The sequence below is a fragment of the Pedobacter sp. AC379 genome (genome assembly GCF_979258145.1).
Map to the genome: position 1 here is coordinate 1676805 of NZ_OZ409839.1, position 15434 is coordinate 1692238.

Annotated in this window: 10 protein-coding genes; 9 read left to right on the forward strand and 1 reads right to left on the reverse strand. The window is 39.1% G+C overall.

Features of this window, described 5'->3' with window-relative positions; all coding sequences use genetic code 11:
• Positions 1 to 26 precede the first annotated feature (26 nt).
• The 5 genes from ACZZZW_RS07445 to ACZZZW_RS07465 all read left to right on the forward strand — a co-directional run bounded on the left by ACZZZW_RS07445 (position 27) and on the right by ACZZZW_RS07465 (position 9782).
• Positions 27 to 1583: a RagB/SusD family nutrient uptake outer membrane protein gene (locus ACZZZW_RS07445; RefSeq protein WP_463492748.1), complete on the forward strand. Its 1557-nt coding sequence runs from the start codon at positions 27 to 29 to the stop codon at positions 1581 to 1583.
• A gap of 794 nt (positions 1584 to 2377) precedes the next feature.
• Positions 2378 to 5521 carry a SusC/RagA family TonB-linked outer membrane protein gene (locus ACZZZW_RS07450; protein WP_463492749.1) on the forward strand — a complete coding sequence of 1048 codons (3144 nt, stop codon included), beginning with the start codon at positions 2378 to 2380 and terminating at the stop codon, positions 5519 to 5521.
• 11 nt (positions 5522 to 5532) lie between these two features.
• On the forward strand, positions 5533 to 7413 hold the full coding sequence (locus ACZZZW_RS07455; protein WP_463492750.1) for a RagB/SusD family nutrient uptake outer membrane protein: 1881 nt from the start codon (positions 5533 to 5535) through the stop codon (positions 7411 to 7413).
• Between the two features lie 200 nt (positions 7414 to 7613).
• The gene (locus ACZZZW_RS07460; protein WP_463492751.1) at positions 7614 to 8645 is read left to right on the forward strand and encodes a LacI family DNA-binding transcriptional regulator; all 1032 of its coding nucleotides are present in this window, start codon (positions 7614 to 7616) and stop codon (positions 8643 to 8645) included.
• A gap of 249 nt (positions 8646 to 8894) precedes the next feature.
• Positions 8895 to 9782, forward strand: coding sequence for a polysaccharide lyase (locus ACZZZW_RS07465; RefSeq protein WP_463492752.1), 888 nt, complete (start codon positions 8895 to 8897; stop codon positions 9780 to 9782).
• Between the two features lie 216 nt (positions 9783 to 9998).
• On the opposite strand, the gene ACZZZW_RS07470 is transcribed toward ACZZZW_RS07465, so the two are convergent.
• On the reverse strand, positions 9999 to 11165 hold the full coding sequence (locus tag ACZZZW_RS07470) for a chondroitinase-B domain-containing protein (RefSeq protein WP_463492753.1): 1167 nt from the start codon (positions 11163 to 11165) through the stop codon (positions 9999 to 10001).
• A 263-nt stretch (positions 11166 to 11428) separates the two neighbouring features.
• Between ACZZZW_RS07470 and ACZZZW_RS07475 the strand changes: the two genes are divergently transcribed.
• From ACZZZW_RS07475 to ACZZZW_RS07490, 4 genes are all read left to right on the forward strand, one after another.
• Positions 11429 to 11926 carry a cupin domain-containing protein gene (locus ACZZZW_RS07475; protein WP_025142534.1) on the forward strand — a complete coding sequence of 166 codons (498 nt, stop codon included), beginning with the start codon at positions 11429 to 11431 and terminating at the stop codon, positions 11924 to 11926.
• Between the two features lie 262 nt (positions 11927 to 12188).
• Positions 12189 to 12917, forward strand: a complete 729-nt coding sequence (locus ACZZZW_RS07480; protein WP_463492754.1) for an acyl-CoA desaturase — start codon at positions 12189 to 12191, stop codon at positions 12915 to 12917.
• A 1174-nt stretch (positions 12918 to 14091) separates the two neighbouring features.
• On the forward strand, positions 14092 to 14421 hold the full coding sequence (locus ACZZZW_RS07485; RefSeq protein WP_463492755.1) for a DUF1475 family protein: 330 nt from the start codon (positions 14092 to 14094) through the stop codon (positions 14419 to 14421).
• Between the two features lie 83 nt (positions 14422 to 14504).
• Positions 14505 to 15299 (forward strand): DUF1295 domain-containing protein, encoded by a 795-nt coding sequence (locus ACZZZW_RS07490; RefSeq protein WP_463492756.1) that lies wholly within the window; start codon positions 14505 to 14507, stop codon positions 15297 to 15299.
• Positions 15300 to 15434 lie beyond the last annotated feature (135 nt).

Genomic DNA, 15434 nt, shown 5'->3' on the forward strand with positions numbered 1-15434 from the left:
ACATTAATTAAAGAAAGGATATCAAAATGAAAATAAATATAAAAAATATCGCTGCCCTGTTGTTGCTGGGTGGTGCTATCATCGGAAATTCGGGATGTAAGAAATTTTTGGATGAAACCGATCCCACCAATCTTTCGCCAAACAGTTTTTACACTTTGCCAGAGCATGCCGAAGCAGGTATTGCCGCTGTTTATTCGGAGATCAGGTTTATTGGAAACGGTGCCGGAATTTTCTCTAATAACTGGCAGATGCTTGATGCACCAACGGGAATACAATCTACCGAAACGGCACAAAATTCTGATTTAAACAATTTGTATTCACTTATTTATGATGGAACAAATCTTCATGTTAATCAAAACTGGAATGGTTTTTACAAGGTTATTGCCCAAACCAACCTGGTGTTGGATAAAGTTCCGGGTATTAACCCAATGGATGCCGCACAGAAAAAAAGGATTTTGGGCGAGGCGTCATTTATCAGGGCTTGGGCCTATTTCTACCTCGTGCGTTTATGGGGTGATGTGCCATTGATTACCAAACCTATTGCCAGCCCTAACGATCCTAATTTTTCACCTTCGCGTGCCCCTCAGGAGCAGGTTTATAAACAGATTGTGGATGACCTCGTTTTGGCAGAAGCTGCGGGTTTACCTTATATGGATGCAAGTGGACGTGTTTCTACTACTGCCATTAAAACCGAATTGGCAAAAGTTTATTTAACCATGGCCGGGCAGCCCTTAAACAAAGGTGCAGCTTATTATAAACTTGCTGCTGATAAGGCAAAAGAAGTGATTGATTATGCTACATCAAATCCAACGGCACTTGGCCTGTTTCCAACTTATGCTGCTTTACATGATGCTAAAAATGACAATAAAACAGAGCATTTGTTCGAAATTCAGTATAATGATGCCGCCGGAACAGGAAATCCGCTGCAATCGTCTTATCTGCCCTTGCACCAGCCCCTGGTTTCTAAAATTGATGGGATTGGAACTTCTATTCCTACAGCAAGTTTTTACGCATCTTATGAAGCGGGCGATTTAAGGGCAAAAAATAGAGAAGGTTATTTCTTTACCGATTATTACACTGATGGTTTTAAACTTCCTTTGATTAACCGGGGCAAACCCTATATTTTTAAACATTTCGATGTAATTGCCAATGGAACCTTAGGGGTAGAAGGAACCAGTAGGAGCGATTTAAATATTCCGCAGATTAGATATGCTGAAACCTTGTTGATTTATGCTGAAGCGCAAAACAGGGCCGATGGTAGTCCGAATGCGGCAGCATATGCTGCGGTAAATGCAGTAAGAAAGAGGGCACAATTAGCAGATTTGGCAGGCTTGGGTCAAACCCAGTTCGAAGAGGCAGTTTGGAGAGAACGTTGGCACGAGCTATGTTACGAAGGCGTTACCTGGTTTGATATGTTGCGTTTGCGCAAGGTTTACAATGAAAGCACAAATAGCTTCGATAATTTTGTTGGCCACATCAATAAAAGCGTTAACCAACCTTTGCAAACCAAACATTTGCTGTTTCCGATACCTACACCAGAAATCAAGAACAATCCTAATTTGACACAAAATCCAGGCTATTAATACTGCCTGTTAAGGGTTAAATTAATCAAAATAATATTGTCATTGTGAGCCTGTCGAAGCACTCGTTTAAAATGAGGTTTAAGCGTTTCGACAGGCTCAACGTGACAAATTTAAAAATCAGATAACTAAAATTGTCGTCCTGAGTTTATCTAAGGATTCTATACACTAATAGATGCTGAACCAAGTTCAGCATGACGTAACTTATGGTAAAAAAACACCCCAAGGTCTGTGTCCTCACAGACCTTTAATAAATTTTAGCTGTTCAATCTCTTATTTAACAATTGTTATCCTAAGTTTATTGAAGGATCGATAACAATATATATGCTGAACCAAGTTCAGCATGATGTAAATCGCGGTAAAAAAACACCCAAGGCCTGTGTCCTCACAGACTTTAATAAATTTAGCTGTTTAGTCTCTTAATTAACAATTGTTATCCTTTGTTTATTAAAGGATTCTATACCATAATAGATGCTGAAACAAGTTCAGCAGGACGTAAAACTCTAGCTCGAGCATTCCCAGATAAATAATTTTTATCTCAACGTAGCCAACGCAGACTAACCAATAAAATTAATTACATCGTTGTAAATTCAATCTGAGGCATATTTTAGCCTTATTCCAATTATAGTTTTTACAACTCACACAGCTGATTTTTATATTAGATAAAATAAGTCTAACCAAATCACCTATGTTCAAGAGTTCACAAATGTACCCCTATAAAGGTATTATTCATTTTTTCTCTGGCTGATATTCCATTTCTTGATAAGGAACATATAATCACTACTTAAACTACAATTATGACTAAAATTTACAAACAAAGAGGGGTATTTCCATTCCTCAAGCGCACCTGCATAGAGAAGGCTAAAATTTTTGCCTTTTCATTCCTGGCCATCATATGGAGTTTTAGCGCTTATGCCCAAACCACTGTTGTGGGTACAATTAAAGATAATAAAGGAATTACACTTCCGGGAGTAAGCGTTAGGGTAAAAAATACGCAGATTGGAACTTTAACAGATGCTTCCGGTAAATACAGCATCAAAACTACCGAAGCCAATCAAACGCTGATTTTTACCTTTGTTGGTTTTACCACACAAGAAACTGCTGTAAATGGCCGTACAACCGTTAACATTACAATGGAAGATGGCTCGCAAGGCCTTAATGATGTTGTGGTAATCGGATATGGTACCGCGCAGAAAAAAGATGTTACCGGTGCGGTTTCAAGCATTAAAGCTACCCAGTTGGAAAACGAAAATCCCAATAGTGTTACCGATATTCTTCGTGGTAATATACCGGGTTTGAGCGTAGGTTTTAACAATAGTGCAAAAGGTGGTGGAGATCTCCTGGTGCGTGGCAAAACCACGCTTACTGGTACCACCACACCACTGATTGTACTGGATGGGGTGATTTTTATCGGGCAGCTATCCGATATCAATCCGAATGATATCGAATCAGTTGATGTTTTAAAAGATGCCAGCTCACTTGCTGTTTATGGTGCAAAAGCCGCAACAGGAGTGGTGGCCATTACCACAAAAAAAGGAAAAAGTGGTGCACCAACCATCACCGTAAATACAAACTTCGGGATGGCTACATTGGCCGAAAATCAACCTGTATATGATGGGCCTGGTTTTCTAAACTGGCGGGCCGATGTACAGCGAAGTGGTGGCGTAAACCCACCATATATTTATAACGATCCGAATAATTTACCAGCAGGCGTAACACTTGCGCAATGGTTAAACGGACAAACAACTGCAAATCCAACTGATCTTTGGTTAAGCCGTTTAGGTTTATTGGCCAATGAAAAAGCCAATTATCTTGCTGGCAAAACAACCGATTGGTATGATATGCTTTTTGTAACCGGCCAGCGTCAGGATCACACTTTAAGCCTTAGCGGAAAAAAAGAAGAAGTTTCCTATTACATGTCTTTAGGTTACCTTAAAAACGAAAGTATTATTGCTGGCGGTGGTTTCAGCACCTTCCGTACCCGTTTAAATCTCGAAGGTAAGGCAGCAAAATTTTTAACCCTGGGGATGAACCTGCAATTTGCCGACCGCGATGAAGGTGCAATAGAAGCACAGTTTTCACAACTGCCTGATTTATCTCCTTACGGTGATTTTTACAATGCCGATGGTTCTCTGCGTAGAATCCCTACCGATGATAATGGTCTTAATGCGCGCAATCCATTTCTCGATCAAAATTATAATTCGAGGTTGCAAAAACAAAGCACTTTATTTGGAAGCATTTATGCCAAAGTGCAATTGCCTTTCGGTATTACTTATCAAGCTAATTTTAGTCCGGGTTTAGATCAGTACCGTACATTTAACCACCTTTCTTCCAAAAACCCCAATGTTGTGGTACCCGGAGGTTCAGCTTCAAGGGCGCAGGAAACAAGGTATAATTGGCAATTGGATAACTTGTTAAAATGGAACAAAACCTTTGCAACCGACCATAATGTAGATGTAACCCTACTGGTAAACGGCGAAAAATATTCTACCTGGTATACCATTGCCAGCAACGAGGGTTTTGCACCAACCGATGTATTGGGTTACCACAATATACAAAGCGGTAACAAACCTACGGTTAGCAGTGATGATAAAGTTTACACCGGCGATGCATTATTGGCCAGGGTAAATTATTCGTACAAAGGAAGGTATGCTTTTACGGGTTCTATCCGTAGAGATGGATATTCTGCATTTGGAGCAGCTAAAAAACGTGCTAATTTTCCTGCAGCAGCTGTAGCATGGACGGTAAGTGAAGAAAGCTTTTTGAAATCAGCCAAATGGATCGACTTTTTAAAACTACGTTTATCATATGGTATAAATGGCAACAGGGAAATCAGGGATGTCAATAACGTAATTGATCCGTATGTGGCCATCCAAACTTTGGTTGGTGGCAAATACCAGTCTGTTAATGGAAGCGGTACCGCGGGTGAGGTAAATACGGTAGTAAACAGTCCGCGTTTGGGCAATCCAAATTTAGAATGGGAGAAAACAAAATCTTTAAACCTTGGCCTGGATTTCGGTTTTTTAAACAACAGAATCAGCGGTTCATTAGAGCTTTACGATAAGAAAACCTCAGATCTTTTAATTGGCCAAAGCCTATCATCAGTGAGTGGTTACGCAAACGTAATCGCCAATTTGGGCCGTGTTAACAACAAAGGCTTTGAACTGAGTTTAACCACTAAAAATTTTACCGGCGGGAACATTACCTGGAGCAGTACAGCAAACTTTTCGTTTAACCGCAATAAAATTGTGGCTTTGGCCACACCCAATGATGACCCTGGAAACGGATGGTTTATCGGCAAAGACATCGATGTGATATGGGAGTATAAAATTTTAGGCGTTTGGCAGGAAAATGAAGTGGCCGAAGCAAATAAATTTAATAAAGGCATTAAGCCCGGCGATTTTAAATTATTGGATGTAGATGGCAATTATGTATATAACGATCTGGATAAACAATTCATAGGTTATAGAAGTCCAAGATTCAACTGGTCGTTCCGTAATGATTTTAATATTTATAAAAACTTCGATTTTTCTTTTCAGCTCATCTCAAGCTGGGGTCAGCTGAGGGCCGATAACCAAACTAAAAACCAGCCCGGAAGTGTGGGTTTTGGCCGGTCGAGTTCTTATGTGGTACCTTATTGGACACCAAGCAACCCGATTAACGATTATGCACGCTTAAATTCTGGTTTAAGTGGCGTGAGTTTTAATGCTTACCGTAAAAGCTCATTCATCAGGTTAAATACCATTGCCCTTGCCTATAGCCTGCCAAAAGATTTCCTTGGTAAACTCAAAATCCAAAGCGCAAAAATATATGCCAATGTAAGCAATGCAGGTGTATATGCACCAAACTGGAACCAGTGGGACCCACAAACTGCAGATGGTAATGGAAATCCTGTTCCAACACCCAGAGTTTATACTTTCGGATTGAATGTTACCCTTTAAAAACGACGAAGATGAAAATCACATATAAAAAAATAATTCCATTTGTTGCCCTGGCCATTCTGTTATCGGCAAATGGATGTAAAAAATCAAGACTTGATTCAGAGTTATTATCACAACTGGAACCTCAAACTGCCCTAACCAGTGTGGCGGCCATGAAAGCTGCTATAGCAGGTATAGGAGCCAACGTAAGGCGCGAGTTTACCGGAGATATGGCACCAATTGTTACCGAATCAATTTTCTCAGAAGTGGCCGTAGATGGAACAACTGATAAAACCACACAGGCCCAGGATATGGATACCCGCATTACGCCGGATGCCAATCTTGATAATCCGGATTTTAACCGAATTGGATTTTACTGGACAGAGGGTTTTAGAGGCGTACGCATGGCAAATACGGTTATTACCTATATCGATAATGTAACCTATAAAGATGAGGCCGAAAGAAATGCCATTCTCAGTGCGGCCTATTTTTACCGGGCATATTATTATTACCGCTTGGTGCACCAGTTTGGCGATGTGCCCCTGAACTTGAAAGATATTACAGCAGCAAAGCTTGATTATTATTCAACCAAACGCGAAGTAATCCTTAAAAAGATGCAGGAAGACCTGTTGTTTGCCGAAAAATGGTTAAAAGACAACGTAGATAGAGGAGATGTAACCAAAGGTGCCTGTAGCCATTTATTAACCAAGGTAAACCTTGCGCTGGGCGATTTTGATGCTGCCATTACTTCTGCCAATACCGTAATCAATAGCGGTACCTACAGTTTAATGCGTAACCGTTTCGGAAGCACCGCTAACGATGCCACTAAAAATGTGGTTTGGGATTTGCATCGCATGGATAACAAAGCCATTCCTGCAAATCGGGAAGCACTTTTTTTAACCATTGATAGAGAAACCCTTGCCGGTGCCACCGATCTTGGTTCGCAGGTAATGCGTAACTGTGTACCCGCATGGCATTTTGCCAATTTAAAAACCCCATCAGGCATTACACAAGCCATTGTTGATGGAGTTAATGTAGAAATACCACTTACCTTAATGTACGGTAGAGGAATTGGCCGTTACCGTGGCACCGCTTACAGCACTAAAAATATCTGGACAGACAATACTGATTATCGCCATGCACCAGGAATGTGGATGAACATGACCGATCTAGTTTACAACAATCCCGCACTTAAATCATCTAACAATCCATCCGAAAAGGCATTATACGGTAAACCTCTGGTTGATGTAACGCCTGCAAATGTAAACAACATGTTTTTAAATAAAGGTTTAGATACCATCCGCCACTTTTTTGGTTGGCCGCATTATAAAACCTTTATCAACTCTACAAATGCACTTGCCGTTGATAAATACTGGACCCCACCGCGTGGTACCAATACAGACTGGTATATTTTCCGTTTGGCCGAAACCTATCTGTTAAGAGCCGAGGCTTACTATTGGAAGGGTAATTTGGCTTTGGCTATGGCCGATATAAACCAGGTAAGATCAAGGGCCAATGCCGCGTTGTTAACCGATGCTTCGGCAATTAACATCGGGACAATACTCGATGAACGCGCGCGGGAATTATACTATGAAGAACCCCGTAAAACGGAGCTTACACGTATTGCCTATATTTTTGCACAAACAGGTAAAGCGGCATACAATGGTAAAACGTATACTATGGCAGCATTTTCGGATAATAATTTCTTTTACGACAGAATTATGGAGAAAAATGATTTTTACCGCAACAAAGTGCCAACCGTATTGGGGGTAAACTTTAAAATATCTCCTTACCATGTACTTTGGCCTGTACCCGCGGCGGCACAACGCTTTAATACCGAAGGCCGGATCAATCAAAATAAAGGTTATACTGGTTATGAAAATAACGTGCCCGCTTTAGATAAAATCCAATAGGGTAAAAAATTAAATAAATAAAATGTCATCATGAAACGTGATTTATTTTATGAATTATATAACAGCAATTTCATGTTATGATATCCGCTTAGTGTTGTTGTTAATTGATGTACCGGGGCAGTTGCTCGCTGCTCCGGCCATTAATCGCTTCGTTTATCGCTAACCGCTAAACACCTTGTAACGCTTAAGCTCCCTCACCTATGGAAAATAAACCTGTTACATTAAAATTAATTGCAAAAGAATTAAAGTTATCCATCTCTACCGTTTCTAAATCGTTAAAAGATTATCCGAGAATTAAGGAGAGTACCAAACTGCGTGTAAAAGAACTGGCAGCAAGATTAAATTTTACTCCTGATATTTCTGCTCTCAGACTAAGAGATAGGAAATCGCGTATTATCGGCATCATATTGCCCAATCTGTCCGACCACTTTTTTACCCGGAGCATTTATGGCATGGAGCAGTTGGCCACCGCCAATGGATATAACATTATCATCAGCCAATCGCATGATAATTTTGAGATGGAAGTAAGGGCTGCGGCAACGCTTTTGGGCTCAAGGGTAGATGGATTAATCGTTGCCATTTCCAAACAAACCTCAGATTTTTCACATCTTGATCAATTCGAGAAAATTGGTATTCCTGTTGTTTATTACACCCGAAATCCAAGTTTTAATCTCAATTGCCACAAGGTATTGGGCAATACCCATCAAGGCTGTTATATGGCTACCGAATACTTAATTAACAGAGGGCATAAAAAAGTGGCCTATCTTGGTGGTCCGAAGATGGTTAATTTCAGTCACGATCGTTTTTCCGGATACATCAATGCACTTAAAGATAATGCCATTCCTTTTAATGCTGAGCATGTAGCATATACTGATTTTGATGATGAAAACACACTTTTGGCCATTAAAGGCCTCTTTAGCAATTTAGAAAACGGACCAACTGCATTAGTTGCTTTTAAAGAAAAGCTGCTGTTTGATACCATTAAGTTTTTGCGTTCAATAGCGCATCCTCATTACAAAAAACTCGAATGTATCGGCTTTGGCAACGATCCCATAATTGCTTACCTCAGTTCCCCTCCAATTGCATCTATAGAAGAAAATCCTGAATCACTTGGCGAGCAGGCTGTTACTCTATTGGTTAAACTCATTAATGGAGAAATTGAAGTGAACGATTACAAAAAGGTAATTGTGAATTGTAACCTTAAAAGTCACGCAGTTGAATCATTACAATAAATGTGTAAAAATATGATGTTTAACCAGCATTATTTCAATCGTTGTAACAAGTAGAGAAATAGGTTTTTACCGTTTTTAAGATAAAGCAAGTCTGTTTGAAAATACCTTTTTGACTAAGTTAGTTTATCAGATAATAGCTAACCAAAAAAAAATAAAAAGACTGACTTTCAAACCTGTAACATGCTATCAAGGATAGTAAGTTGCGCTCGCAAAAAATCTAACCAAATTTAAATCTTAACTAAAACTAACATGAGTCAAAAAATGAATTCTACGCATTTTATTGCGTCTGTATTGCTTATATTTTCGCTAACCATTTACAGTTGCCAAAAAGATGAATCTGCTAAAGCCACTTCAGAAAGTATTACCTCACCTGAAAAAATCAGTGCAGCCAACAATACATTAGCGGCTGCTGCTGCTTACCCAAGCAACATTAATACGGGTTTTACCCATGCCGATGGTGCTTATACCTACGGCGAGGCCAGTGCCGATTTTGGTGGAGCAAGCTTAACAGGCTGGAACGAAAGCCGCGCTTATATTTCAGGTAACTGGGCCAGGGCTACTCTTGCTCCTAATTCAGTTTCTAACGGTTTAATCGCTGGTGCAGATATATCAGATGGTTCGGCCTACGAAGCAACATTTAAAGTACGTTTCCATAGCCAGTTCGATTGGAGCAGGGGAGGGAAAGTTGGCTTCGGTTTCCTCATTGGAGAGGGAAATACCGGATGCGATATTGCCAGCGATGGTAACGGCGGCAGTTTGCGTTTAATGTGGTACAATACCGGTAGCCGTGTGTTTTTTCAACCTTATGTTTACCATAGAGATATGGCGGGCCCTTGCGGCGATACCTTTGGCAAATCTTACCCATCTTCAGGCAGTTTGGTTAAAGGTGATACCTACACTGTTCACCTTTATGTAAAAAGCAACACCGGATCCAATAAAAATGGTCAGGTACAGGTAATCATCAATGGAACAACTGTACTGGATCAGGCTATCCGTTGGACCACAAACGATGCGCAGCGACTGATCAACAGGTTATCCTTTCATAACTTTAGAGGAGGAAAAGATGTTGCAGTATGGGGTTCAAGCCAAACCAGCTACATTTACTTTGATGATTTAGTGGTAAATAAGATTCAGTAGTGATAATGGATTAAAAGCTAAAGAATCTTGATGTATGGCTGTCATCTCGATTGAAGCATAGCGGAATGCTGAGGTCTATCTTTTAGATTTTCCGGCTACGTTGCACTTCACTTGAGATGACAGTTTTTTGCAGATTGTATAGATTAACTCCTTTATTTGAGCATCTTCTCCTGCTATGCTAGCAATGAAATAAATTCACTGTAACGGTGCTAAACTTTACATTTTCACCACCTCATTCTTTACATTTTTAAAGTTATTTGCCCTTATATCATTATCAAAAGGAGCAATATTTTGCATTACTGAGGATGGATACCTTCTTGTATCAAATTTACCTGTCCAGTCTGCATCCTTGCTATCACCAATCAACATTCCGGTTGTGGCATTAGTTATCATATTGCCCTTAATCTTACAATCACTCGCCGCGATGTAAAAACCAATTTCATCCTTACCTTTTGCCATGCCATACATCAGTCTGATAGCCGTTTGAATGTCATCCAATTTGTTATTGATAATCTGATGGCCGGTACCATTAACCCGGATGCCACCTGTACCACCTTTAAATGTGTTATGGGCAATGGTACAATCGTGTCCTCCACGCATAACGAGTTCGCCATCGTTATCTTCAAAATAATTATTAAGGTATTTATTGCCGCTACTTTTATTGCTAATTACCTCATTTTCTGCGTTGCAATGGATAAATCTGTTTTTTTGTACCAGCGTTTCCGGACGTTGGTTCCCCAATAACACAGGATCCTGACCAACCTGAATACATTCGCCCCCGTTGCCGTTTGGCCAGCTCACTTTGTTTTTATCTTTGAAAAGGTTGTTTTCTATAAGTGTAAATTTAGGGTAAGCATCTTTGGTGATTTTCACTTGCACATCCTGATTATCGATGTTGGAAATAAAGCTTGAATGGTTAATGCTATTGCCGCTGCCCTTACCAGAGATAACAACCAAAGGCGTAAACTGTGCGCTCACTTTATTGCCAGAAAAACTGCAGCCAGATACTTTGCAATACTTGGTTGCCTTGAGTTCAATCAGCGTAGCATTTTTGCTCAATATGCAGTTTTTAAAGCTAATGCCCCTAATGAATATGTATTCTCCTGAAATCTCAAATATTGGTTTTGCTACATCTCCTGAAAAAACAACCATTCCAAGCTTCTCAGCAGAAATTAAAATTGGCTTGGCTGAAGTTCCTTTAGCACTTATTGTTAAGGCCCAGTTAGTATAATTTCCGCTTTTGATGATCACTTCATCCCCCGCAAGCAAAACAGATTTAATGGCTTTAAATTCTTGCTCAGTACTGATGTGGTAAACTTTTGCCGTTATATTTTGAATAAAAATTAGCGAGAACAATAAGCAGATACTTAGTTTTTGGATCATGAAAGGGATTTTTTGTTAATCAAACATAGTAAAAGCTTAAACGGATAAAAACCCAATCAACAATTATTATCAGCAATTTTACATCGTTTAGTGCCTATGGAGATTGTTTTGATTAGATTAATCAATTGTGCTGTAAAAAATAAAGAGCCCGAAGGGGCTTTTTTAATTTATTAGGCTTATTTTTGCGGCAATTATAGAACCACATAGGCCATTTAATAACGCCTATGCACCTCGACAATCATTAGAAAACAAATATTTTATCAATGACAAACGACAAAAAAGAAATATTCGAAAGCGTTGCACAACGTTTAAAAATTGAAGGTTTCAATGTAGTAAACCGCGATGAAACCCGTCCTTGGGGTGGTTTCTTTGTAATAGACGAAGCTCAGGCACAACAATTTGCCGATACTTATTTTGATGGATTAAATGTAGAAGACCTTAAAATTGGTGGTAAATTAAGTCCGAAAATTTTAATAGTTGCGCCAAATACACGCCTTTCGTGGCAATATCACCACCGTAGAGCCGAAATATGGCAGGTAGTAACCGGTACCGTTGGCATTAAAACCAGCCAAACTGATGAAGAAGGCGAAGTAAAAAAATATGCGCCAAAAGATCAGATTAAACTACAACAAGGCGAACGCCACCGTTTAATTGGTTTGGAAGATTGGGGAGTTGTAGCAGAAATTTGGCAACATACAGATGCTTCCAACCCATCAGATGAAAGTGATATTGTTCGCGTTCAAGATGATTTCGGTAGATAATAAATAATTAAAAAAAGAAGAGGTTGTAGCATAAAAGGCAATTTTAGACCAATTGCTTCACATTGTTTGATAAGATAACTCGGAACAGATTGTCTAAATGCGTTAAAGCGTATTAAAACAGGTTTTTCCACAGCTCAACATAATAAAACTATGTTATAATATGGCCTCTTCTTTTTATCTAAATGCTCAACTTAAAGTGGTTTTCTCCACATTCAGAAACTAAACGCCCTCAAATTCCGTTTATACAGCATACACATTATACATGATTATCCTCATATTTTTTCTTTGCCATTGGTTTTTATCCTTATTTAGCCAAACCTTTTTTCTTCACCGTTACTCATCTCATAAGATGTTTAAGATGGAGCTTTTCTGGGAACGGTTTTTCTACCTGATATTACTGATTTCGCAAGGTTCTTCATTTTTAAACCCACGCGCATATGCCATTCTGCATAGAATGCACCACGCGTATAGCGACACTGAAAAAGATCCGCATTCACCACATTTTTTTAAGGATGTTTTCGGGATGATGATCGCAACGAAGAACATGTATATGAATTATTTGCAATTTAAAATACAACCGGAGCCAGCTTTTCAAGGCAATTATCCAGAATGGCCGGTTGTTGATAGAATCGGGAACTCATGGGCCTGGAGAATTGCTTGTGGCTTGTTTTATATCGGTTTTTATGTTGCTTTTGCCAATTATTGGTGGATGTATATCTTATTGCCTGTTCACTTTTTAATGGGGCCGTTACATGGTGCGATTGTAAACTGGTGTGGACATAAATATGGCTATTCTAACCACGATAACGACGACCACAGTAAAAATTCATTGCCATGGGATTTCTTATTAATGGGTGAGCTTTTTCAAAATAATCACCACAAAAAACCAAATAGCCCTAATTTCGCTACAAAATGGTGGGAGTTCGACCCAACCTATCCGGTAATGAAAGTATTGCATTGGATGAGAATCATTAAGATTAGAAAAATTTAACGCAAAAGCTGAAGAAAAATCTCAGCAAAAAAACATTCCTTTGTCAACTCTTTTAGTAAATCACCATGGTCTGTGTTACCACAGACCATTTGTTTTTTACCGCCTAGAACAAAGGCACAGGTTTCCTTTTTCCCGCATGAGGGATCGCAGTGGAAATCCTTTTTTGATTCTTCATCAAAAAAGATTGCAACGTATAGCCCGACCCTTGCGCAGCTTGGGGCATGCCCAAATCGTTCACAAAATTTTATTATTATAATACTATTTCAGAGTTGTCAACTTTCTAGCAACCGTGTCATTAAAGTTGACAACTCTTAGCGCCACATATTTTTACCACCAAGAAATAAATAGTAAAATCTCCATGGTCTGTGTCCCCACAGACCATTTGTTTTTTATTATTAAACGCCACTTATTTTTACCACCAGAAACAATTATTCATTTCAGAGTTGTCAACTTTCTAGCAACCGTGTCATTAAAGTTGACAACTCTTAGCGCCACATATTTTTTACCACCAAGAAATAAAGGAACAAAGGTTTCCTTTTTTCGCATGAGGGATAGCAGTGGAAATCCTTTTTTGATTCTTCATCAAAAAATATTGCAACGTATAGCCCGACCCTTGCGCAGCTTGTGGCATGCCCAAATCCTTTACAAAATTTTATTATTATAATACTATTTCAGAGTTGTCAAATTTCTAGCAACCACGCAATTAATTTGACAAGTCTTTTAGTAAAGTCTCCATGGTGTATCGTTAAAGGCCATTTGTCTTTTTACCACCAAGAAATAAAGGAACAAAGGTTTTCTTTTCGCATGAGGGCTATACGTTGCGTAGCTTGGGGCATGCCCAAATCGTTCACAAAATATATCTATAGTTATTTTCTTTCAGAGTTGTCAACTTCCTAGCAACCGTGTTATTAAAGTTGGCACTCTTAGTGACACATATTTTTTACCACCAAGAAATAAATATTCATTTCAGCGTTGTCAACTTTCTAGCAACAGCGTTATTAATTTGACAACTCTTTTAGTTCTTTTTGAACCATCAATATCTGAACTTCACCTTATTATGGGCTGCCTTCCGCTCGCACACCCTGCAGACAGCTTTTAGCAAATTAAAATAAATCTTTTTTAACTACCTTACCGTATATATGCCAAATTATAAATAAAATTAAAGTCCCCCTTTATGATCAACTTTCTTAAAATTATTTTCTCGGCACTGTTTGTTTTTATGTGTTATAAGGTGATTAGCACTTCGTTAGAAAGCAACCTTTTTGATCAGTGGGATTTTTTAGGCAGTATTCCGTGGATGCGCGCCACCTTATGGGATTTTTATGCTAACATCTTCATTATCACCCTTTGGATGTTTTACAAAGAAAAAAGCATTATTCTTAAAATCTCTATAACAATTTTGTTCGTATGTTTAGGCAGTATTGCAACTTTAGCTTATGTTTTAGTTTATTTGTTTAAATTGAAGGATGGCGAAGGTGTTAAAGAATTGCTGGTAAAAAGGTAGAAGGCAAAGGTGTATGGCTGAAGATAAAATCTAAAGCAGCATCCATTTCCTTAAACCTTATGCCCTAAACCCTAAACCTTTTTATGGATTACAAACATCTACTTTTCATCGCGCTCATTTCTTTAATTTCCTGCTGTTTTATTATGGCTATGGTTTGGTTATGGGCGAAGAAGATCAAAAATGCCGGAGTAGTGGATGTGTTTTGGGCGTTGAATTTCCCTGTAATTACGTTGATTACTTTTTTCATGTCAGACGGATTTGATCCACGCAAAATTTTAATCTGCGGAATGTTTTTACTTGCAGAACTCAGACTTGGCATTCACCTTTGGCAACGTGTTATAGGCCATTTGGATGAAGAGGAAGGCCGATACGAGCAACTCCGTAAAGAATGGGGCGATAAAGCAGACCGCAATTTCTTTGTGTTTTTCCAGTTTCAGGCCATTTCAAATGTTATTCTGGCTATTCCCTTTTTTATCATTACCGCAAATACATCGCAAGGAATTTCCATTTTAGAATTTGCTGGCGCAGTAGTTTGGGCTGTTGGTTTCTTTGGTGAAATGATCGCCGACAGGCAACTTGCTGCCTTTAAAAAAGATCCGGGCAATAAAGGCAAAGTTTGCGATACAGGGCTCTGGTATTATAGCCGCCATCCCAACTATTTCTTTGAATGGTTAACCTGGATGGCCTATTTTATTTTTGCAATGGCTTCCCCTTGGGGCATCTTGGCCATCATCAGTCCGGCAATTATTTTATATTTATTAACCAAAGTTACCGGTGTTCCCAATAATGAAGAACAAAATTTGCGGAGCAAACCTGTAGCTTATAAAAAATACCAACAAACAACAAGTGCTTTTTTTCCCTGGTTTAAAAAGGAATAGTTAGAAGTGGAAAACCTAAGTTGGAAGCCTAATTGATCTTTCGACGTCATTAAAGTAAAATAACAACCAATCTGCTCACGAGCAAATTGCGTATAACCAATAGCATCGTAATCCGGCTTTCGGACTGACGACTCA

Coding starts and splice junctions, on each gene's coding strand:
- ACZZZW_RS07445 (WP_463492748.1), top strand. CDS start 27: ATGAAAATAAATATAAAAAATATCGCTGCCCTGTTGTTGCTGGGTGGT.
- ACZZZW_RS07450 (WP_463492749.1), top strand. CDS start 2,378: ATGACTAAAATTTACAAACAAAGAGGGGTATTTCCATTCCTCAAGCGC.
- ACZZZW_RS07455 (WP_463492750.1), top strand. CDS start 5,533: ATGAAAATCACATATAAAAAAATAATTCCATTTGTTGCCCTGGCCATT.
- ACZZZW_RS07460 (WP_463492751.1), top strand. CDS start 7,614: ATGGAAAATAAACCTGTTACATTAAAATTAATTGCAAAAGAATTAAAG.
- ACZZZW_RS07465 (WP_463492752.1), top strand. CDS start 8,895: ATGAGTCAAAAAATGAATTCTACGCATTTTATTGCGTCTGTATTGCTT.
- ACZZZW_RS07470 (WP_463492753.1), bottom strand. CDS start 11,165: ATGATCCAAAAACTAAGTATCTGCTTATTGTTCTCGCTAATTTTTATT.
- ACZZZW_RS07475 (WP_025142534.1), top strand. CDS start 11,429: ATGACAAACGACAAAAAAGAAATATTCGAAAGCGTTGCACAACGTTTA.
- ACZZZW_RS07480 (WP_463492754.1), top strand. CDS start 12,189: ATGATTATCCTCATATTTTTTCTTTGCCATTGGTTTTTATCCTTATTT.
- ACZZZW_RS07485 (WP_463492755.1), top strand. CDS start 14,092: ATGATCAACTTTCTTAAAATTATTTTCTCGGCACTGTTTGTTTTTATG.
- ACZZZW_RS07490 (WP_463492756.1), top strand. CDS start 14,505: ATGGATTACAAACATCTACTTTTCATCGCGCTCATTTCTTTAATTTCC.